This window comes from Stutzerimonas kunmingensis (assembly GCF_032106285.1).
GTDB classification, from domain to species: domain Bacteria; phylum Pseudomonadota; class Gammaproteobacteria; order Pseudomonadales; family Pseudomonadaceae; genus Stutzerimonas; species Stutzerimonas kunmingensis_B.
Genome location: NZ_DAMCPO010000004.1, coordinates 153,353 through 179,606 on the forward strand (window position 1 = coordinate 153,353; position 26,254 = coordinate 179,606).

The 26,254-nt window shown below is 65.4% G+C and carries 30 protein-coding genes and 1 riboswitch; of the genes, 7 read left to right on the forward strand and 23 right to left on the reverse strand.

Annotated elements, in window-relative coordinates; all coding sequences use genetic code 11:
* Nucleotides 1-51: 51 nt before the first annotated feature.
* Together RT582_RS04995 and rnd are read right to left on the reverse strand one after the other, a co-directional pair.
* Nucleotides 52-345, reverse strand: coding sequence for a YcgL domain-containing protein (locus RT582_RS04995; RefSeq protein ID WP_014819737.1), 294 nt, complete (start codon nt 343-345; stop codon nt 52-54).
* On the reverse strand, nt 342-1,466 hold the full coding sequence (gene rnd, locus RT582_RS05000) for a ribonuclease D (protein WP_313476793.1): 1,125 nt from the start codon (nt 1,464-1,466) through the stop codon (nt 342-344). Before rnd ends, RT582_RS04995 begins: the two co-directional genes overlap by 4 nt.
* A 141-nt stretch (nt 1,467-1,607) precedes the next feature.
* Between rnd and RT582_RS05005 the strand changes: the two genes are divergently transcribed.
* Both RT582_RS05005 and RT582_RS05010 read left to right on the forward strand, forming a co-directional pair.
* Nucleotides 1,608-2,453, forward strand: coding sequence for a sulfurtransferase (locus RT582_RS05005; protein ID WP_046619891.1), 846 nt, complete (start codon nt 1,608-1,610; stop codon nt 2,451-2,453).
* A gap of 197 nt (nt 2,454-2,650) precedes the next feature.
* Nucleotides 2,651-3,973: an OmpP1/FadL family transporter gene (locus RT582_RS05010; protein ID WP_044314551.1), complete on the forward strand. Its 1,323-nt coding sequence runs from the start codon at nt 2,651-2,653 to the stop codon at nt 3,971-3,973.
* Between the two features lie 48 nt (nt 3,974-4,021).
* Here the strand turns inward: RT582_RS05010 and RT582_RS05015 are convergent, their stop codons facing one another.
* On the reverse strand, nt 4,022-4,570 hold the full coding sequence (locus tag RT582_RS05015; protein ID WP_023444363.1) for a glutathione peroxidase: 549 nt from the start codon (nt 4,568-4,570) through the stop codon (nt 4,022-4,024).
* Between the two features lie 148 nt (nt 4,571-4,718).
* Between RT582_RS05015 and modA the strand changes: the two genes are divergently transcribed.
* From modA to modC, 3 genes are read left to right on the forward strand one after another with little or no spacing between them, the layout of a single operon-like run.
* Nucleotides 4,719-5,477 (forward strand): molybdate ABC transporter substrate-binding protein, encoded by a 759-nt coding sequence (gene modA, locus RT582_RS05020; RefSeq protein WP_046620012.1) that lies wholly within the window; start codon nt 4,719-4,721, stop codon nt 5,475-5,477.
* On the forward strand, nt 5,458-6,162 hold the full coding sequence (gene modB, locus RT582_RS05025) for a molybdate ABC transporter permease subunit (protein WP_191122360.1): 705 nt from the start codon (nt 5,458-5,460) through the stop codon (nt 6,160-6,162). The genes modA and modB overlap by 20 nt, the downstream gene beginning before the upstream one ends.
* Nucleotides 6,159-7,256, forward strand: coding sequence for a molybdenum ABC transporter ATP-binding protein (modC, locus tag RT582_RS05030; RefSeq protein ID WP_278362041.1), 1,098 nt, complete (start codon nt 6,159-6,161; stop codon nt 7,254-7,256). The genes modB and modC overlap by 4 nt, the downstream gene beginning before the upstream one ends.
* Before the next feature lie 6 nt (nt 7,257-7,262).
* Here the strand turns inward: modC and RT582_RS05035 are convergent, their stop codons facing one another.
* Nucleotides 7,263-7,667 (reverse strand): RidA family protein, encoded by a 405-nt coding sequence (locus RT582_RS05035; RefSeq protein ID WP_278362040.1) that lies wholly within the window; start codon nt 7,665-7,667, stop codon nt 7,263-7,265.
* A gap of 131 nt (nt 7,668-7,798) precedes the next feature.
* Between RT582_RS05035 and RT582_RS05040 the strand changes: the two genes are divergently transcribed.
* On the forward strand, nt 7,799-8,734 hold the full coding sequence (locus tag RT582_RS05040; protein WP_046619901.1) for a LysR family transcriptional regulator: 936 nt from the start codon (nt 7,799-7,801) through the stop codon (nt 8,732-8,734).
* On the opposite strand, the gene RT582_RS05045 is transcribed toward RT582_RS05040, so the two are convergent.
* From RT582_RS05045 to btuB, 13 genes are all read right to left on the reverse strand, one after another.
* On the reverse strand, nt 8,731-9,447 hold the full coding sequence (locus tag RT582_RS05045) for an adenosylcobinamide-GDP ribazoletransferase (protein ID WP_313476884.1): 717 nt from the start codon (nt 9,445-9,447) through the stop codon (nt 8,731-8,733). The genes RT582_RS05040 and RT582_RS05045 overlap by 4 nt on opposite strands.
* Before the next feature lie 20 nt (nt 9,448-9,467).
* Entirely contained in the window at nt 9,468-10,046 is a 579-nt protein-coding gene (gene cobC / locus RT582_RS05050) for an alpha-ribazole phosphatase family protein (RefSeq protein ID WP_046619904.1), read from the reverse strand.
* Nucleotides 10,043-11,092: a nicotinate-nucleotide--dimethylbenzimidazole phosphoribosyltransferase gene (gene cobT, locus RT582_RS05055; protein ID WP_046619907.1), complete on the reverse strand. Its 1,050-nt coding sequence runs from the start codon at nt 11,090-11,092 to the stop codon at nt 10,043-10,045. Before cobT ends, cobC begins: the two co-directional genes overlap by 4 nt.
* Before the next feature lie 13 nt (nt 11,093-11,105).
* Entirely contained in the window at nt 11,106-11,624 is a 519-nt protein-coding gene (cobU, locus tag RT582_RS05060; protein WP_046619910.1) for a bifunctional adenosylcobinamide kinase/adenosylcobinamide-phosphate guanylyltransferase, read from the reverse strand.
* Nucleotides 11,625-11,626: 2 nt separating this feature from the next.
* Nucleotides 11,627-13,084, reverse strand: a complete 1,458-nt coding sequence (locus RT582_RS05065; protein WP_313476802.1) for a cobyric acid synthase — start codon at nt 13,082-13,084, stop codon at nt 11,627-11,629.
* Nucleotides 13,081-14,070, reverse strand: coding sequence for a threonine-phosphate decarboxylase CobD (cobD, locus tag RT582_RS05070; protein ID WP_313476804.1), 990 nt, complete (start codon nt 14,068-14,070; stop codon nt 13,081-13,083). The genes RT582_RS05065 and cobD overlap by 4 nt, the downstream gene beginning before the upstream one ends.
* Complete coding sequence (gene cbiB, locus RT582_RS05075; protein ID WP_313476806.1) at nt 14,063-14,974, reverse strand: adenosylcobinamide-phosphate synthase CbiB; 912 nt, start codon at nt 14,972-14,974, stop codon at nt 14,063-14,065. The genes cobD and cbiB overlap by 8 nt, the downstream gene beginning before the upstream one ends.
* The gene (locus tag RT582_RS05080) at nt 14,971-15,771 is read right to left on the reverse strand and encodes a cobalamin-binding protein (RefSeq protein WP_313476808.1); all 801 of its coding nucleotides are present in this window, start codon (nt 15,769-15,771) and stop codon (nt 14,971-14,973) included. The genes cbiB and RT582_RS05080 overlap by 4 nt, the downstream gene beginning before the upstream one ends.
* Nucleotides 15,768-16,415: a 5,6-dimethylbenzimidazole synthase gene (gene bluB, locus RT582_RS05085; protein ID WP_102840740.1), complete on the reverse strand. Its 648-nt coding sequence runs from the start codon at nt 16,413-16,415 to the stop codon at nt 15,768-15,770. The genes RT582_RS05080 and bluB overlap by 4 nt, the downstream gene beginning before the upstream one ends.
* Complete coding sequence (locus RT582_RS05090) at nt 16,412-17,704, reverse strand: cobyrinate a,c-diamide synthase (RefSeq protein WP_313476810.1); 1,293 nt, start codon at nt 17,702-17,704, stop codon at nt 16,412-16,414. Before RT582_RS05090 ends, bluB begins: the two co-directional genes overlap by 4 nt.
* 88 nt (nt 17,705-17,792) lie before the next feature.
* Complete coding sequence (cobO, locus tag RT582_RS05095; protein WP_313476812.1) at nt 17,793-18,404, reverse strand: cob(I)yrinic acid a,c-diamide adenosyltransferase; 612 nt, start codon at nt 18,402-18,404, stop codon at nt 17,793-17,795.
* Complete coding sequence (locus RT582_RS05100) at nt 18,401-18,970, reverse strand: hypothetical protein (protein WP_313476814.1); 570 nt, start codon at nt 18,968-18,970, stop codon at nt 18,401-18,403. Before RT582_RS05100 ends, cobO begins: the two co-directional genes overlap by 4 nt.
* A gap of 46 nt (nt 18,971-19,016) precedes the next feature.
* The gene (gene btuB / locus RT582_RS05105) at nt 19,017-20,882 is read right to left on the reverse strand and encodes a TonB-dependent vitamin B12 receptor (protein WP_313476816.1); all 1,866 of its coding nucleotides are present in this window, start codon (nt 20,880-20,882) and stop codon (nt 19,017-19,019) included.
* Nucleotides 20,883-21,000: 118 nt separating this feature from the next.
* Nucleotides 21,001-21,216, reverse strand: a riboswitch (cobalamin riboswitch).
* A 145-nt stretch (nt 21,217-21,361) separates the two neighbouring features.
* Here btuB and RT582_RS05110 point away from each other — a divergent pair.
* Complete coding sequence (locus tag RT582_RS05110; protein WP_003297948.1) at nt 21,362-22,165, forward strand: metallophosphoesterase family protein; 804 nt, start codon at nt 21,362-21,364, stop codon at nt 22,163-22,165.
* 24 nt (nt 22,166-22,189) lie between these two features.
* Here the strand turns inward: RT582_RS05110 and nhaD are convergent, their stop codons facing one another.
* From nhaD to cydX, 6 genes are all read right to left on the reverse strand, one after another.
* Nucleotides 22,190-23,443, reverse strand: coding sequence for a sodium:proton antiporter NhaD (gene nhaD / locus RT582_RS05115; protein WP_003297950.1), 1,254 nt, complete (start codon nt 23,441-23,443; stop codon nt 22,190-22,192).
* 191 nt (nt 23,444-23,634) lie between these two features.
* Nucleotides 23,635-24,162 (reverse strand): C40 family peptidase, encoded by a 528-nt coding sequence (locus RT582_RS05120; RefSeq protein ID WP_104098572.1) that lies wholly within the window; start codon nt 24,160-24,162, stop codon nt 23,635-23,637.
* A gap of 76 nt (nt 24,163-24,238) precedes the next feature.
* Complete coding sequence (locus tag RT582_RS05125; RefSeq protein WP_104098571.1) at nt 24,239-24,871, reverse strand: C40 family peptidase; 633 nt, start codon at nt 24,869-24,871, stop codon at nt 24,239-24,241.
* A 67-nt stretch (nt 24,872-24,938) separates the two neighbouring features.
* Nucleotides 24,939-25,703, reverse strand: a complete 765-nt coding sequence (locus tag RT582_RS05130; RefSeq protein WP_312145881.1) for an NAD-dependent deacylase — start codon at nt 25,701-25,703, stop codon at nt 24,939-24,941.
* A gap of 122 nt (nt 25,704-25,825) precedes the next feature.
* Complete coding sequence (locus RT582_RS05135) at nt 25,826-26,122, reverse strand: cyd operon YbgE family protein (RefSeq protein WP_090519099.1); 297 nt, start codon at nt 26,120-26,122, stop codon at nt 25,826-25,828.
* Complete coding sequence (gene cydX / locus RT582_RS05140) at nt 26,119-26,223, reverse strand: cytochrome bd-I oxidase subunit CydX (RefSeq protein ID WP_003297956.1); 105 nt, start codon at nt 26,221-26,223, stop codon at nt 26,119-26,121. Before cydX ends, RT582_RS05135 begins: the two co-directional genes overlap by 4 nt.
* Nucleotides 26,224-26,254: the final 31 nt, after the last annotated feature.

The window sequence follows — 26,254 nt, forward strand, 5'->3', positions numbered from 1 at the left end:
AGTTCCGATCCGGCCGACGCATCTTGTCCAGCGTCAGGATCGAGCAGGGATTTACATCGGATCGTTCATGCGCAGCAGCTCTTCGGGCAGATGCTCGATGTAATCATCCTCGGCGGGCGGCATCTGCAGGTGATAACCCTGTGCCTGGAGATTGGCGAGCACCTTGGTGATGTCTTCGCGTGCCAGCTGGCGCTCGGGCGTCAGCACCATTTCGAAGGCCAGCTGCGGCGGCCCGAACGCCGCGATCAGGCCTTCGGGGACACGCTTGAGCGCATCGCGCTTTTCGACGTAAAGGTACATTCCGTCCTTGCGTGGGCTTTTGTAGATGGAACAGATGACTTTCATGGTCGTTTTTCCAGAGCATCGAGCAGGGCTTGCCCCATCCGCTCACGGCGCCAGCCGCGCAGCGATTCGGGCAGTTCATAGGGTCCATCGGGATAGCCGCTCTTGAGCAGCGCCTCGAGCGTTTTCTTGCGCAACATCAGCTCCGGTGCGATATCCAACACCTGCGCTTCGCGCTGGCCGACCGCACGCAGCTTTTTCAGTACGGACGACACCTCCAGCGGCAATGGCTCCGGCAGCGGTGCCGGCCAATCCTGTTCGGGCGTCGCCGCGGCCTCACGGATCATCTCCAGCAGCAATTCACCATCCTGGCGCACGGTACGCGGATGCATGTCCTCGATCCGGGCCAGCGTCACCAGATCGCGCGGCTGGGTGCGCGCCAGCGGCCAGAGACTGGCTTCGCGCAGCACGCGATTGCGCGGTTGGTTGCGCGCACGGGCCTGACGCTCGCGCCAGGCCGTCAGCACTTTGAGCACGGCGAGCTGCTGCGGCTTGAGCCGCCAGGCCTGCTTCACATCACGGTAGGCTTCATCGGGATCGGATTCGCGCTGCAGGTTGGCCACCAGCTCGGCACCATCCTCCAGTACCCAGGCACGCTTGTCCTCGGACAGCTTCGGCAGCAGTGCTTCGTACAATTCGGCCAGATGCTGGGCATCCTCGGCGGCATATTGCACCTGCATGTGGCTCAGAGGCCGCTGCAACCAGTCCGAGCGCGTTTCGCCCTTGGGCAACTCGATGCCGAGTACCGCCTGGACCAGCCGCGAGTAGCCCATGGAGAAACCGATATTCAGGTAACCGGCCGCCAGCTGGGTGTCGAACAGCGGCTGCGGCAGGCTACCGGTCAGACGCAGCAGTACTTCGAGGTCTTCGCTGCAGGCGTGCAGCACTTTCACCACCGCCGGGTCTTGCAGCAACGCGGCAAACGCGGACCAGTCACGTACGCTCAGCGGGTCGATCAGATAGGCACGCCGCCCGTCACCGACCTGTATCAGCCCAGCGATGGGGTAGAAGGTATCGACCCTCATGAATTCGGTATCCACTGCCACATAGGGCAGCTGGCGCCATTCGGCGCACAGGTGAGTCAGATGTTCATCATCCAGAACCCATTGAGTTTCGATGGCCACACGGCCCTCCTTTTCGGCTGACGACCGGCGCACGGCCGAACGAGGCGCGCAGTATATATCGAGCATCCGAGCGGCCGGGGCATTCATGACCGCCACGCGCGCTGGTAGTGTTGACCGATCAATCCGCCTGGAACCGCACCGATGCCACTGGCCCAACTCATTACCGCCGCTGAGCTTGCCCAGCGCCTGCACACCCCCAACCTGCTGATTCTGGATTGCCGTTTCGCCCTGGAAGATCCGGCCTATGGCGGGCGTAGTTACAGGGAGGAGCATATTCCGGGCGCGCAGTTCGCCGATCTGGAAAAAGACCTGTCCGGCCCGGTGATCCCCGGCACCACCGGGCGCCACCCACTGCCGGAGCCTGAGCAGTTGCTGACTCGCCTGCGCCAATGGGGCCTCGGTGACGGCAGCGAGGTGGTGCTCTATGACGACGGCCCCGGCGCATTTGCCGCTCGGGCGTGGTGGCTGTTGCTGTGGCTGGGCAAGCGTGAGGGCGTCTACCTGCTGGACGGGGGCGTAAACGCTTGGCGAGAAGCGGGGTTGCCCATGGAAAGCACCACGCCCGCGGTGCAGCCGGGCCATTTCGACGGCAACGCAGACGACAGCATGGTCGTCGATGCAGCGCGACTGCAAGAACGCCTGCATAGCCCCGAGCTGGCACTGCTCGACGCACGTGCCCTGCCGCGTTTCCTCGGCGAGGTCGAGCCCATAGACCCGATCGGCGGGCATATTCCTGGTGCCGTTTGCGTGCCCTTCAGCGAGAACCTGGGCAGTGATGGTCGCTTTCTCGATGCCGAGCAGCTACGCGGCCGATTCGATCAGCTGCTAGACGGCAAGTCACCGCAAGTTGCAGTGGCCTATTGCGGCTCTGGTGTCACCGCCTGTCACAACCTGTTCGCGCTCTGTCTCGCGGGTTACCCACTGGCCAAGCTGTATCCGGGATCATGGAGCGAGTGGATCACCGACCCAAGCCGGCCGCGGGCATGATGCCGAGACAAGCCGCTGCGCCCAGCGCGCAGCGTGGCTCGCCAGTCAGAATACGTCCACGGGGTTTTCACCGAAGTTACATTTGTTTTCACGACCGTTAGTCGTCATCTTTACGAAAAATTGCAATTCATTGTCTTGCTACCTGTCGGAGAAAGTTGCTAGGTTCCGACCCGCTTTCATCCCGGAGTAGTAGAACAATGAAAACAACATGGTTGAAGACCGCGCTCGCGGTAGCCGTAGGCGCCTTGTCCACCCAGGCCATGGCCGCCGGTTTTGCCCTCAACGAACAAAGCATCAGCGGCATGGGCACCTCGTTTGCAGGTCGCTCCTCTTCCGCCGACGACGCCACCACCCTGTTCGGCAACCCTGCCGGCATGTCCCGCCTGAAGCGTGAGGAAGTCAGCTTCGGCATGGCGGCGATTCATGCGAAGACGGATATCAAGAACAATTCGGGATCGTTCTCCGGCCCTGCCTTGGGCGGCGCCAATCTGCCCTACGACGGTAGCAACGACGGCGACATGGTCCCGTTCACGGCCGTCCCGATGGGCTATTACGTCAAGCCGATCGACGATAAGTGGGCTGTTGGTGTGGGCGTGTATGTCCCGTTCGGCCTGGTCTCCGATTATGAAAGCGGCTACCAGGGACGCTATTTCGGCGACTACAGCGAAGTCAGCGTGATCACTGTGCAACCAACCATCAGCTACCGTTTCAACGACAAGCTGTCGGTAGGTTTCGGGCCGACTATCAACCGTATCGAAGGTGAACTGCAAAGCACTTCGCCAAACCCTGCCGGCCCACTGGGCTCCAACGACGGGCGTGTGAAAGTTACCGGTAACGACACGGCGCTGGGCTTCAACGCCGGTGTCCTTTACGAGTTCACCCCGCAAACCCGTGCTGGTGTCACCTACCATTCCAAGGTCGCCTACAAGCTGGAGGGTGACACCAAGCTCTCCGGCGGCAGCTTCGATCTGACCGGAGCGGCCGGCAAATACGACGCATCCCTTGATCTGGACACACCAGAATCGGTAGATATCTCGCTGACCCACGAGCTCAACGATCAGTGGACCCTGTACGGTGGTGCGATGTGGACCCGCTGGAGCCGCTTCGAAGCGATCATCATCGAAAACGATGGAATTCCAGGCCCGCTGCAAGGCAACCTCGCGCCCATCGTCGAAGAGCAGGACTGGCATGACACCTGGTCCTATGCCATCGGCGCCGCCTACAAGCTGAATCGTGAGTGGACCCTGCGTACTGGCCTGGCTTTCGACCAGAGCCCGACCAACAACGTACATCGCTCTCCGCGCATCCCGACCGGCGACCGCACGGCTATCAGCTTCGGCCTGGCCTGGAATCCGACTGACGACGTCACCGTCGACCTCGCTTATTCCTATCTGCGAGAGGAAGAAGTGGACATCAATCGCAGCCGCACCTACCAGGGCGGTGCGCTCGAGGCCAACTATGACGCGACGTTCAAGAACCGCGCCCACGGCTTTGGCGCTGCTCTGAGCTACCGCTTCTGATGTAGCGAAAGAACGAAAAAGCCCCGGTCCGCCGGGGCTTTTTTGTTTCTACCGTTCCAACGCCTTCTCCACCGCTGCGATCAGGCGCGGGTCATCCGGCGCGACCTTGCTGGAGAAATGCCCGACAACGCGCCCTTCCCTATCGACCACGTACTTGTAAAAGTTCCAGCGCGGCGCTGTTCCGGCCTGCTCGGCCAGCTGGCGAAACAACGGTGTCGCATCTCCACCCCGTACCGGCTGCGTCTGGGTCATGGTGAAGGTCACACCGTAATTCACGTAGCAGACCTCGGCCGTCTCGGCCTCGTCATCGGCCTCCTGGAAGAAGTCATCCGAGGGCACGCCGAGCACCTCCAGGCCGTCGTCCTTGTAGCGTTGATAGAGCGCTTCGAGTCCCTTGAACTGCCCGGTAAAGCCGCAATGGCTCGCGGTGTTGACCACCACCAAGGCCTTGCCCTGGAACTGGCTGCACAGATCGACGGTTTCCTTGGAGCGTAGCTTGGGCAACTCGTGCTGCAGCAGTGCCGGGCATTCGGCGGCAATCACCGAGGCGCTGGCAAAGACCAGCGACAGTGCCGCCAGGGGACGAGTGATATTCATGGCCAGTTCTCCGGTCGCGGGCTCACAACGCTACTCCGCCGCCGTGCCCGCGACAATGCCCGCGCAGGCCGAAGCGCGTCCGGTCAATCACAGCTCGGCCAAACTGCAATATGATGCGCCCCAGCCGCTCTGCACCGAACGAGGCCGCATGCATCCATCTCGAGCACTCCGCTACGCACTGACTCTCCTCCTGCTGCCGTTCGGCAATGCCCTCGCAGCACAGGTGCAGGTGGCGGTCGCTTCCAACTTCACGGCACCGATGCGGGAAATCGCCGGCCGCTTCGAGCGTGACACCGGCCACCAGGCCAGACTTGCCTTCGGCGCTACCGGCAAGTTCTATGCGCAGATTCGCAATGGCGCACCGTTCGAGGTCCTGCTGTCAGCGGATGACACCACGCCAGGGCGGCTCGAGCAGGAAGGCGCGGCTATACCCGGTAGCCGCTTCACCTATGCCGTTGGCCGCCTGGTGTTGTGGTCGCCGACTGCGGGCTTGGTGCAGGACGGCCCTGACCTGCTGCGCAAGGGCGATTTCCGCCACCTCGCCATGGCCAACCCGAAAACTGCGCCCTATGGTGCTGCCGCCCTGGCCACACTGGAACATCTCGGGCTCAACGACACCCTGAGCGGCCGCCTGGTGCAGGGCGAAAATATCGCGCAGACCCACCAGTTCGTCGCCAGCGGCAATGCGCAGCTGGGCTTCATCGCGCTGTCCCAAGTGGCGAAGGATGGCCGGATCGCTACCGGCTCGGGCTGGGTTGTGCCCACCGACATCCACCCGGCCATCCGCCAGGAAGCCGTGCTGCTGACCAAAGGGCAAGACAACCCTGCAGCCAAAGCGCTGCTGGATTACCTGGCGCAGCCGCAGATCCGCGCGCTGATCCAGTCCTATGGCTACGGGCTGGAGTAGCAGCATGCCGCTGGACAGCGTGGCCCTGGCAGCAATCTGGCTGACCTTCAAACTGGCCAGCGTGACCACGCTGGTCCTGCTGCTGATCGGCACACCCATCGCCTGGTGGCTGGCGCGCACCACCTCGCGCATGAAGGGCCCGATTGGGGCCGTGGTCGCGCTGCCGCTGGTGCTGCCGCCGACGGTGCTCGGCTTCTACCTGCTGGTGGCCATGGGCCCCAACGGTTTCATCGGCCAGTTCACCCAGAGTATTGGGCTCGGCACCCTGCCGTTCACCTTTGCCGGATTGCTGGTCGGCTCGGTGTTCTACTCGCTGCCGTTCGTGGTGCAGCCCTTGCAGAACGCCTTCGAAGCCATTGGCGAGCGCCCGCTGGAAGCCGCCGCCACGCTACGCGCCGGCCCCTGGGACACCTTCTTCAGTGTGGTTCTGCCGCTCGCCCGTCCCGGCTTCATTACCGCAAGCATCCTCGGTTTCGCGCATACCGTCGGCGAGTTCGGCGTGGTGCTGATGATCGGGGGGAACATTCCAGGGCAAACCCGGGTGGTTTCGGTCCAGATCTACGACCATGTCGAAGCCATGGAATATGCCCAGGCGCACTGGCTGGCTGGCGGCATGCTGCTGTTCTCATTTCTGGTGCTGTTGGTGCTTTATGGCAGCCGGTTAAAGCAAGGGTGGCGCGGATGAGCGACGCTGCAACCAACAGCGGAATCCAGGCACGTTTTCGCCTCGACTATGCCGACTTCAGCCTGGATGTCGATCTGCAATTGCCCGGCCGTGGAGTGACCGCGCTGTTCGGCCATTCCGGCTCGGGCAAGACCACCCTGTTGCGCTGCGTGGCGGGCCTGGAGCGCTCAGGTCAGGGCCAGCTGACCGTCAATGGCGAACACTGGCAGAACAGCGCGCAGAACCTGTTCGTACCACCGCATCGCCGCTCAATCGGTTATGTGTTTCAGGAGGCCAACCTGTTCGCCCACCTGTCGGTGCGGCGCAATCTGGAGTTCGGCATGCGTCGCGTGGCGGCGGCGGAGCGCCGTGTGGCGCTGGATCAGGCGGTAGCGCTGCTGGGTATCGACCATCTGCTCGAACGCATGCCCGACCGGCTGTCCGGCGGCGAGCGCCAGCGCGTCGGCATCGCCCGCGCACTGCTGACCAGCCCGCGCCTGCTGCTGATGGACGAACCGCTGGCCGCGCTCGACCTCAAGCGCAAGAGTGAGATCCTGCCTTATCTGGAACGCCTGCATGACGAGCTGGATATCCCCGTGCTCTACGTCAGCCACTCGCCGGACGAAGTTGCGCGGCTGGCCGACCACGTGGTGCTGCTGGAACAGGGTCGGGCCATCGCTCAGGGCGAGTTGCGCGAGACGCTGGCACGGCTGGACCTGCCAACCGCCTTCAGTGATGACGCCGGTGTGGTGATCGAAGGCGAGATTGCCGGGCACGACACCAGGTATCACCTGACCCAACTGAGCTTTCCCGGCGGTGAAGTGCTGGTCTCGCAACGACCGGAAGCCCTGGGCCAACGCCTGCGCTTTCGTGTGCACGCGCGGGACGTGAGCCTGGCGCTGCAGCGCGCCGAAGGCAGCAGCATCACCAATCTCCTGCCGGCGCGGGTCGAGGCCATGGTCGCGGCCGATACGCCGGCGCATGTGCTGGTCCGCCTCGATGCCGGTGGCACGCCGCTGCTGGCACGCATCACCCGGCGCTCGGCCGATCAGCTGGCCATTACGCCCGGTCAGGCGCTTTGGGCGCAGATCAAGACGGTGGCGCTGCTGGGCTGAGGCGAGTCAAGCCTCGGTCGGTTCCGGCAGCTTGGCAATGACCTTGATCTCGAACTGGAAGCCATAAAGCCAGGTAACCCCGACCGCGGTCAGCGTCGGATGCGGCGCAGCGCCCCAGTATTCGGGCACGACGCTCGAGACCCGCTCGAAGATCGCTTGCGGATCGACCATGAACACGGTGACGTCGATGACATCGTCGAACGTACAACCCGCCGCCTGCAGGATCGCGTTCAGGTTATCGAAGGCGCGCCGAACCTGCGCCTCCAGCTCCGGTTCGGGTGAGCCGTCCTCGCGGCTGCCGACCTGGCCGGAGACGAACAGCAAGCCATTGGCACGGATGGCCGGGGAATAGCGATTACGCTCGTAGAGCGCCTGGCGGCCAGGCGGAAAAACAACGTCACGCGGTGTCATGTGCAACCTCCAATAAGGGTCGGAGCGACCCGTTGAATGAAGGCCTCACTGTAGAAGTCGCAAAGCACTGGATAAACGCGCCAGGTCGCTCAACACTATTTGCGTAATCCAAACAATCCGCGGGAGTTCAGATGGACCGTTTCGATGCGATGCAGGCCTTCGTTCGCGTGGTGGAAACCGGCAGCTTCACCAAGGCCGCCGAGACCCTTCGCATCAGCAAGACCAGCGTCACCCAGCAGGTCCAGCAACTCGAGGCGCGGCTTCGCGTCAGGCTGCTCAACCGCACCACGCGCAAGGTCAACGTCACCGCCGACGGTGCCGCCTATTACGAGCGCGCCCTGCGCCTGCTGGCCGATCTGGACGACGCCGAAACCAGCCTGTCCGCCGCCGCAGCAGTGCCCCGAGGACGCTTGCGCGTCGACGTCCCCAGCCCACTGGCGCGGATGATCCTGATTCCGGCATTGCCGGCCTTCTATGCGAAGTATCCGGACATCCAGCTGGACATGGGCGTCAGTGATCGGCGGGTGGATCTGATCGGGGAGAATGTGGACTGCGTGGTACGCGGTGGCGAGATCACCGACCAGTCACTTATCGCCCGCCACGTTGGCGACCTACGCCTTGGCGTCTACGCGGCCCCTGGCTACCTCGAACGCGCCGGCGTGCCGACACACCCGAGCGAGCTGGAAAACAGCCACCACCGCGTCGTCGGCTTTCTCTGGGCGCGCACCGGCAAACCCACACCGTACGTCATGCAGCGGCAGGATGAGCAGGTTCAGGTACACGGCCGCTATGCGCTTGCCGTGGACGACGGCAATGCCTGTCTGGCCGCGGGGCTGGCCGGGCTGGGCATCATCTGGCTGCCGGAGTACATGGTCAGAACGCACCTGGCCAACGGCGAGCTGTTGCCACTGCTGCAAGACTGGCGGCTCGATGAAATGCCGCTGTACCTGGCGTTCCCACCGAATCGGCATGTCAGTGCCAAACTGCGCGTGTTCATCGATTGGGTCATCGAACTGATGGCGCAACATGCGCCCGTGCTCGACCGTCGACCGGTGGCAGACCGCTAGAGCTGCAGCGCCAGCCCTACCAATACCGTGCACTCCACCAGCTCCAGCAGCGCACCAGCGGTATCGCCGGTGGTGCCGCCAAGCCGGCGCAGCATGGCGCGACGCGCCAGCATAAACGTCACCGCAGCCAACGACAGAGCGATCAGCCCGCTGCTGCCGAACAGCAAACAACCGACCGCGACCAGCGCCAGTACGCCCCTCGCCTCGCCATGCGGCAGATTCGCTGCCAGCGCATGACCAAGTCCGTTGGGCCGCACATACGGCGTCAAGAGAAACAGCGCTGGCAGCGCAGCCCGACCGAGCACCGCCGCCAGCAAAAGCGCGGAGTACTGTTGCGCCTGCAGCAATGCCAACAGCGCGCTGAACTTAAGTAATAGCAGCAGCACCAGGACCACCACGGCCACCGGGCCGCTGCGCGGGTCCTTCATGATCTGCAGCGTGCGCTCGCGGTCGCCAAAGCCACCCAGCCAGGCGTCGGCGCTGTCGGCCAGGCCATCGAGATGCAGGGCGCCAGTCAGCGCGACCCACAGCGCAAGCAGCAAGGCCGCCTGCAACATCGCTGGCGCGCCATCAAGTACAGATGCGGCGAGACAGAGCAACGCGCCGAGTAACAGACCGACCACCGGGTAATACAGCAACGAACGCCCCTGCTGTTCGGGCTCCGGCATGGCTGGCAAGCGGATCGGCAGGCTGGTGAGAAATTGCAGGGCGATAGCGGCAGCATCGGCAGGTCCTATACCTCGACGGCGGCCGGTTCGCCCGCCGGAGAAGCGTTAAGCGGCAGCAACTCACCGTGGGCCACAACCACATCCAGCAACCGCTCCCTTGGCAAGCCGCGCGCACGCGCCAGCAGCAGGCGCATCACGCCGGCATGACAGATGACCAACAGCCGCTGGCCGGCAAAGCGCTGCCCAAGGCAGTCGATGGCAGCCAGCACGCGCGCCTCGAACTGCGCCAGCGGCTCACCACCAGGCGGCGTAAAACCATAGGGATCGGCCCAGAACAGGCCGAGCGCCTCGGCGCTGTGCTGCATCAGATCGGCGGCGCTACGGCCTTCCCAGTCGCCAAAATGCAGCTCGCGCAAGTCCGGCTCCAGCTGCAGCGGCAGGCCGTGCTGTGCGGCCAGCTCCCGCGCGAAGGCGGCACAGCGTTGCAGCGGCGAGCTGACCAGCACGTCCCAGGGACCGGCGCCAGCAACCGCATCGCGCATCTGCTGCCAGCCACACTCAGTCAGCGCATCGTCGAGGCTGCCGCGAAAGCCACCGCCCCGCTCGGTCTCGCCATGGCGCAGCAGATCGATGCTCGTGATCATGCAGTTCGGTCCGAAATTTCGGCTTCGGCGAACGTCGCCATTTCGTTGTGCAGCGCGCAGGCCTGCTGCAACAACGGCACCGCCAGCGCCGCCCCGCTGCCTTCACCCAGGCGCAAGCCGAGATCGAGCAACGGCACGGCGCCAAGTGCTTCTAGCACCGCCAGATGGCCGGGCTCGGCAGAACGATGGGCGAAGATCAACCAAGGTCGACAGGCCGGATTCAGCCGCACCGCACAGAGCGCGGCAGCGCTGCAGATAAAGCCGTCGACCAGTACCGCAATGCCCAGCTGCGCGCAGCGCAGATAGGCACCCGCCAGCGCCGCGATCTCGAAACCACCCAGTCGGCGCAGGGCTTCAAGCGGCGCGCCACAATGCTCGGCGTGCAGCCGAACCGCGTCCTGGATCACCTGAACCTTGTGTCGAACACCGGCCAGATCGAGCCCGGTGCCCGGCCCGACTAGGGTCAACGGCGAGCGCGGCAGCAGCACAGCGGCCAAGGCACTGGCGCTGGTGGTGTTGCCGATGCCCATTTCGCCACCGATGAACAGCTGGGCAGAGCCTTGCGCGGCACGCTGCGCGCTGTCGCGTCCGGCTGCCAGGGCCAGACGCATTTGCTCGTCACTCATCGCCTCTTCGCGAGCCAGGTTGGCCGTGCCGGGGCCGAGTCGCAAATGGCTCACGCCATCCAGTTGTAGCGGTTCCACCGTGCCCAGGTCGATCACCTCCAGCGGCGCGCCCAGGCGCTTCGACAACACGCTCAGTGCAGCCCCGCCGCCGACGAAATTGCGCAGCATCTGCCCGGTCACCGATTGCGGATAAGCCGAAATACCCTCTTCCACCACGCCGTGATCGCCGGCGAACACGCTGACATGCAGGCGCTCGACCTGCGGCCGCTCGCTGCCCTGCATGGCTGCCAGCGACACCGCCAGGGCTTCGAGCTGGCCGAGCGCACCACGTGGTTTGGTCAACTGGTCCTGGCGCGCCAATGCCTGGGCGCGCACGGATTCATCCAGCATGTGGCATGGCTCGTTCCACCAATCGTGCATCAATGCGCTTCCTTCAATGTGCGTCCTTCAATGTCATGGGCAGCCCGGCGACCATAAAGGTCACCCGCTGCGCCCGTTCCGCCACGGCCTGGTGCAGCCAGCCGGCTTCGTCCACATAACGCCGGGTCAGCTCACCCAGCGGCACCACGCCGAGGCCGGTCTCGTTGCTGACCAGCAGGATCCGCCCCGGCAACCCGTCCAGGCATTCGAGCAGGGCATCACGCTCCTCGGCGAGGCGCGCCGCGTCGTCCAGCATCAGCAGGTTGGTGAGCCAGAGGGTCAGGCAGTCGACCAGCAGGCAGCGCTCTGCGGCAGCCTGCGCGCGCAGCACCCGCGCCAGTTGCAGGGGTTCTTCGACCAGTGTCCAGTGCGCCGGGCGCCGCTCACGGTGATGGGCGATGCGCTCGGTCATCTCGCCGTCCAGCGGCTGGCTGGTGGCGATATAGGTAACCGCCAGGCCGCTTTCGGCAGCCAGACGCTCGGCAAAGCGGCTCTTGCCCGAGCGGGCGCCGCCAAGAATCAGTTCCGGCATGCTCAGTCTTCCAGCCCGCAGAGCGCGCGTAACCGCGCGGTATCCAGTTGTGTCTCGACCAGGTCGGCCAGGCGCTCGATGTCGCGCTCACGCAGCGCGTGGTAGTCGACAGTTTCCACCGCACCGAGGCCTGCCCAGCGCAGCAGGGCAGCACAGGCCTCGGGGCCTTCGAACAGGCCGTGCAGATAGGTGCCGAGCACCTGCCCGTCGGCGCTGATGGCGCCATCGAAGCGGCCATCGTCGAGCTGCACCGCTGGCTGCTCGAGCGCCGGGCCGCTGCTGACGCCGGCATGAATCTCGTAGCCACTGACCGGCACGCCGCCCGGTAGCAACCGGCCGGTGACGTTGCGCAACTGCTTGTCCGCCTCAAGAACCGTGTCGATATCCAGCAGCCCGAGCGCCTCGCTCTCCCCCGCCGGACCTTCCAGCCCGAGCGGATCAACAATGCGCGTGCCGAGCATCTGCAGGCCGCCACAGATGCCCAGCAATTTGCCGCCGTAGCGCAGGTGCTTCTGGATTGCTGCTTCCCAGCCGTTGGCGCGCAGCCAGGTGAGGTCGGCGCGTACACTTTTCGAGCCGGGCAGGATGATCAGATCGGCAGGCGGCACCGGCTGCCCGGGACCGACGAACTGCAGGTCGACCTGCGGGTGCAGGCGCAGCGGGTCGAAGTCGGTGTGGTTGCTGATGCGCGGCAGCACCGGCACTACCACCTTCAGCGCGTCGCCGGCCTTGCCGGACTGGCGCACGTCGATGGCATCCTCCGCTTCCAGATGGAAATCCATCAGGTACGGCAGCACGCCCAGTACCGGCTTGCCGGTGCGTTGCTCCAGCCAGTCGAGACCCGGCTGCAAGAGCGCGATGTCGCCACGAAAACGGTTGATGACGAAGCCCTGAACCCGCGCCTGCTCGCTGTCGGACAGCAACGCCAGGGTGCCGACCAGATGGGCGAACACCCCACCCTTGTCGATATCGGCGATCAGGATCACCGGGCAGTCCACCGCCTCGGCAAAGCCCATGTTGGCGATATCGCCGGCCCGCAGATTGATCTCCGCGGGCGAACCGGCGCCCTCGACCATCACGACGCGATAAGCCGCGGACAACCGGCGATGCGAGTCGAGCACCGCCTGCAGCGCCACGCGCTTGTAGTCGTGGTAGGCAACGGCGTCCATGCTGGTTACCGCGCGGCCGTGGATGATCACCTGGGCACCGATGTCGCTGTTGGGCTTCAAGAGCACCGGGTTCATGTCGGTGTGCGGCGCGAGGTTCGCCGCCTGCGCCTGTACAGCCTGAGCCCTGCCGATTTCGCCGCCATCTGCAGTCACCGCGCTGTTGAGCGCCATGTTCTGCGGCTTGAACGGCACGACGGCAACGTCCTGGCGCACCAGCCAGCGGCACAGCGCGGTCACCAGCGTGCTCTTGCCGGCGTCCGAGGTGGTGCCCTGCACCATCAGCGTGGTCATGGATGTTGCTCCCTGAAGGATTGCAGCGCCTGCTCCAGCCGCGCCCAGCCAACAGCGGTCGGCAGTCCGAAGCGCACGCTGGAAGGCTGCGCGAAAAGACGGGTGAGGATGCCGTGACGGGCGAGAAAGTCATGCAAGAGAGCGGCGTCGGCGCTGACCCACCACTGGAACAGTGCACAGCCACCCAACGGCGCCAGATCGTGGCGACGCAGCAGATCGACCAGACGCTGGCCGTCGCAGTGCAGGCATTCGCGCTGGCGCTGTTGCGCGGACTGATCGGCCAGCAGCTCGGCAGCGAGCTGCCGTGTCGGGCCATTCACCGTCCAGGGTCCGAGCAGCCTGGCGAGGGAACGCAGCAGCCCGGCATGGGCCAACACGAAGCCCAGTCGCGCGCCCGCCAGACCGAAGAACTTGCCGAACGAACGCAGCACGATCATTCCCGGCAGGTGGCTGTGCGCGGCCAGGCTGTGCTCGGGCGTGCAGTCCATGAAGGCCTCGTCCACCACCAGCCAGCCGCCGTAGGTCGCCAGGTCGCTGCGCCATTCCAGCAGACGCTGCGGCGCGATCATCTGGCCGGTGGGATTGTTCGGGTTAACCACCACCAGCACGTCGAGCTGGTCCAGCGCACGCGGCACGCTGGCCTCGCAAAGTTCGACGACACGGTGGCCGGCACGACGCCAGGCCTCGGCGTGCTCGGCGTAACAGGGCGACACGATGCCGACCCGCGCCAGCCCGCGCAGGCGCGGCAAGGCCTGGATGGCACTCTGCGAACCGGCCACCGGCAACGCCGCGCGCGCACCGTAGTAGTGCCGGGCCGCTACTTCCAGGCCATCTTCAGGCTCTGGCAGACGTGTCCAGGCGCAGCTGGAAATGCTCGGCAACGGCGGATGATAAGGGGCAATACCGGTGGACAGGTCGAGCCAATCCGAGAGCGGAATGCCGTAGCGCTGTGCGGCTGCGCGCAGACGTCCGCCGTGCTCAAGCATAGAGCCAGCCACCGAACAGCAGCGCCAGCAGCCAGACACCGACGGCACCCCAGACCAGGTCCAACGCATGTTCGATATGCCGCGCCTGTGGGGCCTGGCCGCGCCCCAGCTCGGGCCGCGCATGCACCTCACCGTGATAGATGGCGGCGCCACCCAACACCACGCCCAACGCTCCAGCGCCGGACGCCATCACCGGACCGGCGTTGGGGCTGTCCCACAAGGGCGCCTGGGTGCGCCAGCAACGCAGTGCGCGGCGGGTGCGCCCGAGCAATGCGTAGGTCAGCGCGACCAGCCGTGCCGGCAAATAGTTGAGCACGTCGTCGATGCGCGCCGCAGCCCAGCCGAAGCGCTCGAAGCGCGCGTTGCGATAGCCCCACATGGCATCCAGCGTGTTGCTCAGGCGGTACAGCACCACACCTGGCGCGCCCGCGACGATGAACCAGAACAGCGCGGCGAATACCGCATCGCTGCCGTTCTCCAGCACCGACTCGGTGGCCGCGCGGGCCACGCCCTCTTCGTCCAGTTGCGTGGTGTCGCGGCTGACGATCCAGCCGACGCGGCGGCGTGCCTCGGGAAGGTCATGCCGCCACAGCGCCTGCGCCACCGGCAGTGCATGCTCGCCGAGGCTGCGCAGGCCCAGGGCCAGATAGAGCAGCGCGATCTCCACCAGCCAGCCGACACTGGGCAACAGGCTGAGCAGCCAGGCCAGCAAGGTCAGCGGTAGCACCGCCAGGCACCAGGCGGTCACCCCGTGGCTGCGCCAGCCGCGCGCCGCAGATCCGTTGAAATGTTGCTCCAGGCGATCGGCCAGGCGACCGAAGGCTACCAGTGGATGTGCCCGCTTCGGCTCGCCGAGCAACGCGTCCAGCAGCAGCGCCGCGCTAACGGTGAGGAACAGACTCACTCGGCCCTCTGCGCGCAGGCACTGATCAGCGCATGCAGCTGGCGTACGCCGTCGGTCAGCACCGCCGGGCCGGGGTTGAGGATGTCCGGCGACTTGATCTCGTGCAGCTGGCCCGTGCGCACCGCCGGAATCGCCTGCCAGCCAGGCCGTGCAGCCACCTGTTCCGGGCGAAAACGGCGGCCGCACCAGGAGCCGACGATCAGCTCTGGCGCGCGGCGCACCACTTCCTGCGGGTCCTCGATGATGCGTTGCTTGGCGCGCTTGAACGACGCCAGCTCGGCGAAGCAGTCCTCGCCACCGGCCAGTTCGATCAGCTCGCTGACCCAGGCGATGCCGGAAATCAGCGGCTCGTTCCATTCCTCGAAGTACACCCGCGGCCGGCGCGGCAAGGCAGCGGCGCTGGCGCGGACGACGTCCAGCCCCGCCTGCAGCTCACCAATCAGCGCCCGCGCACGCTCGCCGGCATGCACCAGCGCACCGAGCGTCTCGATCATACGCAGGATGCCGGCGATATCGCGCTGGTTGAACAGGTGCACCTCCAGTCCTTCGCGCGCCAGCTCGGCGAGCATGTCGCCCTGCAGGTCGCTGTAGCCGAGCACCAGGTCCGGCTCGAGGGCGAGAATCTGCTCATGCTTGACGCTGGTGAAGCCGCTGACCTTGGGCTTTTCCTTGCGCGCCTGCGGCGGGCGCACGGTGAAGCCGGAGATGCCGACGATGCGCGCCTGCTCGCCCAGCAGGTAAAGCGTTTCGCAGGTCTCGGTGGACAGGCAGACGATGCGCTGCGGCCCCTTGCTCATTTCGCCTCCCAGGCATTCTCGAAAACCAGTTCGTGCAGCGGTCGCGGCGTGGTCCAGCCTTCCAGTGCCAGCATCGGTGCCGAGTAGAACTCCTGCACCGGCCCGAGGCAGAGGATCGCCACCGGCTTGGCACCGTCCGGCATGCCGAGCAAGGCAGCCAGCGCGTCGGGATCGAACAGTGACACCCAGCCCATGCCCAGACCTTCCGCCCGCGCCGCGAGCCAGAGATTCTGGATCGCGCAGGCCAGCGAGGCGAGGTCCATCTCCGGCAGCGTGCGGCGGCCGAAGATATGTTGCTCGCGGCCATCCATCAACGCGGCGACCAGCAGTTCGGCACAATCCTCGATGCCCTCGACCTTGAGCCGCATGAACTCGGCGGAACGCTCGCCGAGCGCCTGAGCCGTGCGCTGGCGCTCCTCACCGACCAGATCGGCGATGGCCGTGCGCAACTCGGGGCGGGTGATACGGACAAAGCGCCACGGCTGCATCAGGCCGACGCTGGGTGCCTGATGCGCAGCGTTGAGCAGCCTCGACAGCAGCTCCGGTGCCACCTCGCCGCCGGCGAAATGGCGCATGTCGCGACGCTCGCCGATGGCACGATAGACCGCCGCGCGCTCCTGCTGGCTGAAGGCATGCGCGCTCATGGCCGGAACAGCGCCGCGGCGGCTGCCGGATCGGACGGCAGGTACAGATGGATGTAGGACGCCGTCAGCCGGCCCCGGCGGTAGACCGCTTCGGCAGTGCGCTTGTAGTTCGGGCACTCGCCGCTAGCCAGCGGCTCGAGTGGCGACTCCAGCGCGGAATGGTGGAAGGTGTGCCCGCGCAGCCGCCCTTCCGGCAGCTCCACTTCCTGCAGCGCCAGCGCGGTCAGGCGCTTGTGCATGCGCGCCTCGCCGGGCAGCAGGCCGAGCATCTGCGCGCGCTCGTCGCCGCGATCGGTCAGCCCGTCGAGCAGGTAGAGCATGCCGCCGCACTCGGCAAGGATCGGCTTGCCCGCCTCATGATGCGCGCGGATCGCCTCAGCCATTGGCCCATTGCGCGATAACGCGCGCAGATGCAGCTCGGGATAGCCGCCGGGCAGGTACAGGCTGTCCACGGCCGGCAAGCGGGCGAAGCGCAGCGGCGAGAAAAACAGCAACTCGGCGCCCAACGCCTGCAGCAAGTCGAGATTGGCCTGGTAGAGAAAGGCAAAGGCCGCATCGCGTGCAACGCCGATGCGCACACCCGCCAGCAGCGGTTCGAGCGGCGCACTGGCCGGCGCGGCGAAAGTGACCGGGGCAGGCAACTCGGTGTCCGCACTGACTGCCAGGGCATCTGCCGCGGCATCCAGACGGGCGTCCAGATCAGCCAGCTCCTCGGCCTGCACCAGCCCCAGGTGCCGGCTTGGCAGTTCCACCTCGACACTGCGCGGCAAGGCGCCGTACCAGCGGATCGACTCCGGCAGGCTGTCGCGCAGAATCTCGCCATGCCGGGCGCTGCCGACCCGATTGGCCAGCACGCCGTCGAACGGCAGGTCCGGCTGGAAGCTGCTCAGCCCGTGCGCCATGGCGCCGAAGGTCTGCGCCATGGCCGAGCCATCAATGACCGCCAGCACCGGCACGCCGAAGCGCCGCGCCAGATCGGCCGCCGAGGGCGAACCATCGAACAGGCCCATTACCCCTTCGATCAGGATCAGGTCGGCCTCGCCCGCCGCCTCCCAGAGCAGGCGCCGCGACTCCTCTTCGCCGACCATCCACAGATCGAGCTGATAGACCGGCTTGCCGCTGGCACGCGCGAGGATCATCGGATCGAGGAAGTCCGGCCCGCATTTGAACACCCGCACGCGCTTGCCCTGCCGCGCATGCAACCGGGCCAGAGCGGCAGTGACTGTGGTCTTGCCCTGGCCGGAAGCAGGTGCGGCGATCAACAGCGCCGGGCAGTTTCTACTGGTCATCGCGGTCTCCCGTTCACCATTTCACGCAGGCAGGTGCCGTAGGGTGGATGACGCTTCACCCATCCACCGTCACTGGTCGAAACGATCATCAGAACTCCACACCTTTCTGCGCCTTAACACCCGCCTTGAATGCGTGCTTGATCAGGCCCATTTCGGTGACGGTATCCGCCGCCTCGATCAGCCCGTCCGGCGCGCCGCGGCCGGTGACCACCACGTGCTGCAGCAGCGGCCGCGACTCGATGTCGGCGAGCACCGGCGCCAGCTCCAGGTAGCCGTACTTCAGCGCGATGTTCAGTTCGTCGAGCACCACCAGGCCGATCTCGGGATCGGCCAGCAGCTCGGCTGCGATCGCCCAGGCTTCGCGGGCCTTGGCGATGTCCCGCTGGCGATCCTGGGTTTCCCAGGTGAAGCCCTCGCCCATCACGTGGTAGCGCACCTCGTCCGGGAAGCGCCGGAAGAATGCCTCCTCGCCGGTGCTGGCCGCGCCCTTGATGAATTGCACCACGCCGACCTTGATGCCATGGCCGAGCGCACGCGCCACCATGCCGAAAGCCGAACTGCTCTTGCCCTTGCCATTACCGGTGTGCACCAGCAGCAGGCCGTACTCGTCCTGCGCCTCGGCAATCTTCTCGTCGATCAGCGCCTTCTTGCGCTGCATGCGTGCCTTGTGGCGATCGTCGCGTTCGCTGGACTCGCTCATGCGCGGGCCTCGTCACGCTGCCCGGCCCAGGCGCGCACGCCGACGAACAGCAGCGCGGCGACGCCGACATACAGCGCCAGGGTCGACAGGTAGCGCGGGTAATAGGTGGCGATGCGCTCGGCCAGCAGCGCCAGGGTCGGCTCCGGGTAGCGTCCGGAGAAATAGAGGAAGCCGCCGCCGGAGAACAGGTAGCAAACGAAGGCGCTCGCCATCACGCACAGCGCCAGGGTCGCCAGGCTGCTGAAATGGTCACGATGCAGACGTGCATAGAGTCGACCGCCCAGCCACAGCGAACCGTATGCCGGCACGAGCATCCAGTACGCCGGCGACATGCACCAGTCGCTGACACCGGACCACTGGATGGCGGCGAAATCCAGCAGCGAAGCCTCGAGAAACAGTGCCGGAAACACCCACTTCGGCCGCACCAGCACGCCGGCGAGGAAGAACACCGCCCAGGACGCGCTGGGCAGGTTCACGCTGGCGAAGTGCTGTCCGCGGGTCATGGCCAGCAGCGCGGCAAGCGCGAGGCCGACCAGCAGCTGGTATCTCGGGGCAAGCTTGATCATTGCAATCTCCTCTGGTGGGCGCGGGCGACATGCCCGCGCCGCAGTCTTACAGCGCCTGGTAGCGCACGCTCAGGTAAGCGGTCTGGCCGGGCTGGTTGTAGCCCTCGGCGGTTTCGTAGTCGGCGTCCAGCAGGTTGGCGACGCGCGCCTGCAGGCGCCACTCCGGGGTGATGCGGTACTCGCCACGCAGGTCGAGGGTGGCGTAGCCGGACAGCTCGCGGGTGTTGGCCAGGTCGTCGTAACGCTGCCCTTCGGCGTGCAGGCTGGCGCCAATGCTGAAGGCACCGAGCCGGCGGTCGAGGTCAAGGTTGAATAGCTGCTTGGCCCGGCGCGCCAGCTCGTTGCCGCGGTTGGCCCCGGCGGAGCGGTTCTCCGGCTCCAGCAGGCTGTAGTTGGCGTTCCAGTCCCAACCGAACAATTGGCTGCCGAGCACCAGCTCGACCCCGCGGATACGCGCTTCCTGCACGTTGGCCGGCGCGGAAATACTGGCGTCATAGGCGATGAGGTCATCGACCACGGTGCGATAGGCATTCACCGCCCAGTGGCCCCAGCCATGCTGCCCGGCAAGGCCGACTTCGAGGCTCTCGGAGGTTTCCGCATCCAGCTCGGGATTGCCGTAGTCGGGGAAATACAGCTCGTTGAAGGTCGGCGCCTTGAATGCCGTGCCATAGCTGATGGTGCCGCGCAACCAGTCGGTCAGCGCATAGCCGTAGCCGATGTTGCCGGTGTCGTGCTGGCCGAACTGCTCGTTATCGTCACGTCGCAGCGACAGCTGCCAGTCATGGCGGCCGACCTCGCCCAGGTACTGAGCGAAATAGCCGTCGTTGTCCCGGGAATCCTCGGCATACGGCGTAGTGCCGTTGACCTCGTCGCGCTGGTGATCGGCACCCAGAATCAGCGTATGCCCCGCAGTCAGCTCAATATCGTTCTGCCAGCTGAGCGTGTCGCGACGGCTGTCGAAGCGTGAATAGAACTGCCCGTCCTGATAGGCATCGGATTTGTCTTCGCTGCGCCCGGCCTGCAGCGTCACCAGCCAGGGTTCCAGCGGACTGAAGCGCGCACGGGTGCCGAAGACCCTCGACTCACCATCGGCATTGGCGCCGAAGCCAATATTGCGTTTGAGTTTCTTGCTGTAGGAAACCTGGTCGTAGTCGTTATGGGATCTGGCCTGCAGCAGGTTGGCGTCCAGCTCCAGGCCGTTGTCGAAGCGGTATCCGGCGGCAAGCGTGGCGGACAGGTTGCGATACCCATCGGCATCGTCCTCATAGCCGCTGGTGCCCGTCGACTTGACGTTGATGCCGTCGGTGTCCGAGCCGCTGACGCCCAGGCTGTACCAGCCACGACCGTCACCACCGGAAACGCCGGCGCTGCCCGTGTAGCTGTCATGGGTGCCGTAACCGGCGGAGAAGAACGGCTTGACGCCCTGCCCCTGGCCCTTGCGGGTGAAGATCTGGATCACCCCGCCGATGGCCTCCGAGCCGTACAGGCTGGAGCGCGGACCGCGGACCACCTCGATGCGCTCGATCAGCTCCAGCGGCAGATCCTGCAGGGCCGCGCCGCCGCCCGAGACCGAGCCGATCTTGATGCCGTCGATCATCACCAGCACGTGATCGGATTCGGTGCCGCGCATAAACAGCGAGGTGGACTTGCCGGGCCCGCCGTTGTTGGCCAGCGATACGCCAGGCACCTGCTTGAGCAGCTCGGGCAGCGAACTGGCCTGGCTGCGTTCGATCCGCTCGCGGTCGATCACGGTCACCGCGGCCAGGCTCTGCTGAGCCGTCTGCGCGGTGCGGGTGGCGGTCACCACCTGTTGCTGGAGATCCAGCGGGGCTGCGGCCAGCTGGCCAATGGAAAGGGGATAACTGCCGAGCAGCACATAGGCCGCTGGCTTGAAACGGGGCTTGCAAGTCAAGGTACAGGTCTCCGTCGTGCCCACCCGCACGACTGAAAGTCGACGAAGACAGACGGAGGAACCGCAAAAGGAAGTGAATACCGCGAGGGATATGCACCCGCCCAGCGCCCGCCGCACTGTCAGTGAAATGCGACAGGCCGGTCTCCGGGCTTGCGAGCGTACGCCTTGCGGCGTCCCGAAACCGCGCCTTCCCATGCGTTGAGCACAGTGGCTATTAGGGTTTCTCGACTCGCCTACCGTTGCGGGGGCAGCGCCGGAATCTTCGTGAGAATGGACCGGCTTCCCTGTTTCACCCCCTCGCTGAAGAGGGGGCACCTGAGGCGACGCGGAGGTTAGTCCAAGGCCGGGCTTGGCGCAACCGCGGGGTTGTCGCAGCGCCCTGCAATTTCCGCTTGCATCTCGGCGCTCGGAACGGCGGACGGCAAAAGGCTTCGAATGCAACAATGCCAGCAATCAGCCAGGACCCATATCCGACGCCCATGACCAGCATCGTGCAGATTTCCGACACCCATTTCGGTACCGAACAACCTTCCGTGGTCCAGGCCCTGGAGGACCATGTACGCGAACACCGAGCCGACCTGCTGGTGTTCTCCGGTGACATCACCCAACGCGCCCGTCGCGGGCAATTCGCCAGTGCTGCCGCCTTCGTGCGTCGCGTGCAGGCCGATGGCGTCGGCGAGACGCTGGTGATTCCGGGCAATCACGACATCCCGCTGTACAACCTCTTCGCCCGCCTGTTCACGCCGTACGGCAACTACCGGCGACACTTCGGCGATGAGCTGGAGCCGGTATTCGAGAACGACGACATGCTGGTGATCGGGCTCAATACCACCCATCCGCGCCGGCACAAGGACGGCGTGGTGACGGGGCGACAAGTGGAGCGGGTGGCGCAGCGGCTGGCCGATGGCAACCCGCACAAGATTCGCATCGTGGTCGCCCACCAGCCATTCGGCGCGATGGTGCCAAGCGATCTGAGCAACCTGCAGCACGGCGCCGAACCCGCGCTGCAGCGCTGGGCCGAGCACGGGCTGGATCTGGTCATGGGCGGGCACATCCACCTGCCCTACGTGCTACCGTTGTCCAAGCAGTACAGCGGTCTCGCGCGGGAGATCTGGATGGTGCAGGCCGGCACCACGCTCTCGACCCGCCTGCGTGGCACCTCGCCAAACTCCTTCAACCGGCTGAAGCTGCACCCCGGCGAACAGAAGAAGGTCTGCGTCGAGCGCTGGGACCTGCTCGACGGTCGCTTCGTGCTGGGTTCGCACTTCAACCTGAGCTGGTGACCCGCGCTCGCACGCGAACCGCGGTCAGCCCACCGACAGGCCGACCAGATAGACACCGGCGAAGCCGATGTTGAAGGCGATGAACAGGTAGAGCATGTAGCGCAGGTAGCTGCCGAAGGTCAGCCCCGGCACCTTGCTCATGGCGACGATGCCCGACGCCGAACCAATCACCAGCAGCGAGCCGCCAACACCGACCGCATAGGTCAGCACCATCCATTCGGCGACACCCATTTCCAGCCCGGATTTCAACAGCGCTGCGGTCAGCGGCACGTTGTCGATGGCCGCCGACATCACGCCCATCAGGTAGTTGGCCATCACTGCCGGCACCTGGTCATAGATATGCACCAGCCCGTCGAGCACGCGAATCTCCTTGAGCATGCCTACCAGCAGGAGGATGCCGAGGAAGAAGAACAGCGTCTCGAACTCCACCTGGCGCACGTATTCGAGAATCGGGTCGGAGTCGTTGTCGTCGCTGAAGAAGCGCGCAACCAGGAACATCACCGAGAGGCCGGCGAGGAAGGTCAGCACCGGCGGGATCTGGAACAGGAAGTTGCCGACAATGGTGCTGAGGATGGTGCACAGGAAGATCAGTGCAATCGCCACGTCGACACCGCGCACATCGTTGCGCTGGCCCTGCACCACCACCTCGCCCTTCATGCCGATCGACAGCATGGCGGCCAGCACCATCACCGCGACGAATGCCGGCACGGCCAGTGCCAGCAGCTGGAGGATCGCCACCTTGCCAGCGAGGAAGATCATCAGCGTGGTGACGTCGCCGGTAATCAGCGCGACCCCACCGGAGTTAACGGAGAAAACCACCAAGGTAGCGAACTTGATGGTCTTCGCCCGATCCAGCTGCAGCGAGAGAATCAGGGTGATGGAGACCAGCGTCGCGGTGATGTTGTCGGCGAGCGACGAGAACACGAAGCAGAAGGTCGCTGTGAGAAACAGCAAGGCCCGCTCGCTGATCCGCTTGGGCAACACCAGATAGATCAGGTTCTCGATCATGCCCTTCTTGTTCAGGTAGGCAACGAAGGTCATGGCCGCCACCAGGAAGATCCACAGCCCGGCGATCTCGGCGATGTTCTCGTTGAGGCTTTCCAGCACGGTTTCGCGCGCCTCGCCCACCGGTGTGAAGATGAACAAGAGCAGCCAGGCCAGGGTGCCGAAGAACAGCGTCACCTTGGCCTTGTTCACGTGGGTAATTTCTTCGAGCACGACGCCAAGCAGCGCCGCGACCGCCAGTGCAATCAGCACGTACGTCAGCAATTCAGGCATATCTCACCTAATGGAAGTGGGGAAAAAGGGGCTGTGCGCGACCGAACGACGCACGGGGAGGAATTGGGGATGCGCATGGTAGCCAAAGCGCCAGGCGAGCGAAATCACCGCATGTCAAACGGAGAATGTTTCAGCATGTGAGTACGACTAAAGACAGGACGTCTACGACGGGGGTTCTATGCGGATGACGCTCAGTGATTGCGGGCCAGTTGCTCCTGGTCGAGCACGCGCTTGGCGCCCAGATAACTCTTCTGCCAGTAGCCGGCGGTAAGACTGTCCAGGCGTACCGTGCCGCCAGAAGATGGCGCGTGAACGAAGCGGTCTTCGCCAACGTAGATGCCCGCGTGGCTGACCCGGCGCCCACCGCTGGTAGCGAAGAACACCAGATCACCGGGCTGCAATGCGTCGCGCCGTACGGAGGGGCCGCGCAGATTGCTCATGGCCTGAGTGGTGCGAGGGAGCTGGATGCCGGTTGCGCCGTGGTAGACGTAGCCGATCAGGCCACTGCAGTCGAAACCGCTATCCGGCGTGTTGCCGCCCCAGCGATAAGGCGTGCCGACCAGACCAATCGCACTGAACAGCACGTCTTCAGCGGCGCCAGGCACGGGCTGTTGGTGGACCCTGGGTGTCTGCACGACAGGCGGCGTGGGTGCCTTTCCGGCACAGGCGGTCAGCAGCACAGTCAGAACAACGAGCGTGAGACGAGCCGGATAGTGCATGGCAGAGCGGTCCAGGCAAATGAGCCATCACTCTGCCGGCATGTGCGGGAAGACGCAACCCCCGCAGGTCGCGGGATCAGTGCTGGGACGTGTGCGAAGCCAGATCGGACGCCAGGGCCAGCACGCGTTTTGCTTCCATGTAACTGGCGCGCCAGTAACGGTCATCCAGGCTGTCGACGCGCACGCCACCGCTGCGGCTGCTGGAAGCGTGGATGAACTGGTCATCGCCGATGTAGATGCCGGCATGGCTGACCCGGCCACGGCCACGGTTGTTGAAGAACACCACGTCACCGGGTTCCAGCTCGTTGCGCTTGACCACCGGTGCGTCGAGGTTGATCAGCTCGCGAGTGGAGCGCGGCAGCTCGAGACCTGCCTCCTTGCGGAACAGGAAGCCGACGAAGCCGCTGCAGTCGAAACCGCTCTTCACCGAGCTGCCACCGTAGCGATACGGGGTGCCGACCAGGGTGAAGCCGCGCTCGAGAATGCTGTCAGCCAGCTGCGGCAGCTGGTAGTCGTGCTCATCGGTAAGCTCTGCCAGCGACTGCTCTTCGCTCTTTTCGAGCGCGTCGAAGTCGAATCCGGCCAGGGGATGGTGTTGCGACAGACGAGGCGCGTCGGCTTGCTGCTCGGTCTGTACAGGCTGGCCGGCGCAGGCGGTCAGCAGGGCGATGAGTGCGAGAGGCACGAGGGGTGCGAAGCGTTGGCGCATGGGCACAGCCGTGTCGGTGATTTCAAAGTGCCGGCGACTATGCCCGCTATTGCTTCGATGATCAAATTCAATCGGACGAAATGTGACGAACCAGCTGCGACAAAACGTCTGCGGCCCTCCCTTGCAGAAGTACGTCCGCCAGCGGACTGATTTCGGTGGCTTGCAGGTTCACCTCGACGACCGAGCCGCCGGCCTGACGCACCCGCCATACCGGCTCGAGGATGTAGCCGAAGCTCGCCGTGGTTCCAACCACCAGCACGGCGTCGAAGCCGAGCTGCACCTGTTGCTGCAATGCAGTCAGTGCGGATTCCGGCAGCATCTCCTCGAACAGCACCACGGCAGGACGCAACACCCCGTCGCAAGTCAGGCAGCGCGGCGGCAATGGCTGATCCAGCAGCGAAGGCAGCGGACGTCCGTCGACCTTGCCGCAGCCCATGCACGACAGCGGCGCCAGCTGACCGTGAATCTCGATCAAGCGATCGGGCGGACTGCCGGCTCGGCGGTGGAAGCCATCGATATTCTGCGTGAGCACCCAGGTGCCGGGTTTGCGCCGCTGCAGCTCGGCGACGGCGAAGTGGCCGGCATTGGGTTCGGCCTGCAGGCAGGCCCGCCCGATTTCGGCCAGGTACTTCCAGCACAACGCCGGATCACGCCGCAGCGTCGGCCCGGATAGCGCCATCTCGATCGGCAGGCCGTCTTCGGTTTCGCCGTTATAGAGGCCGCCGAGGCCACGGTAGGTGGGCAACCCGGAGTCGGCCGACAGCCCGGCCCCGGTGATGATCAGAATACGTTCGGCGCCGCTCAGCGCCTGGGCGGCCTTGTCGATATCCATGAAAGTCGCGAACCCGTTTCGGTGGCACTCCCCCGATCGTGCGGGGAACCGATGGCCGCGTCGCGACCACGGCTATCAGCCTACGAATCCCCGCGCCTGACTGCAAAGGCATTCGCCCCCGCTCAGCCCAGCAGGGCCTGAAAAAGCACCGCGTAGCCCAAAGCACACAACAGCCAGGCCGGCAGCGGGCCGAGCAGCCAGCGCCAGCCCCACCATTGCGGCACGAAGCCGACGCCATGCACGAAGCCGGCGGAAATACCCCACATCACCAGCATCAGCTGCGGGTGACTGTAGCCTCCCTGCCCGTCCAGCATCGCCGCCGGATGGATCAGCAGGACCAGCGCCAGCGGCGCGGCCAGCACTAAAGAAAGTACGCGACCGAACGCGCCGTAGCAGCGCCCCTGCGCGCGACTGCTCACGGCTCGGCGTCCAGGTCCTGAGTGGCTTCCAGCCACAGCGCATTGATGATGCCGAAGCTGCTGGCCAGCAGCACGCCGAGAATCCAGGTGAAGTACCACATAGTCGTCTCTCCTTGGCGGGCGGGCGCGGCG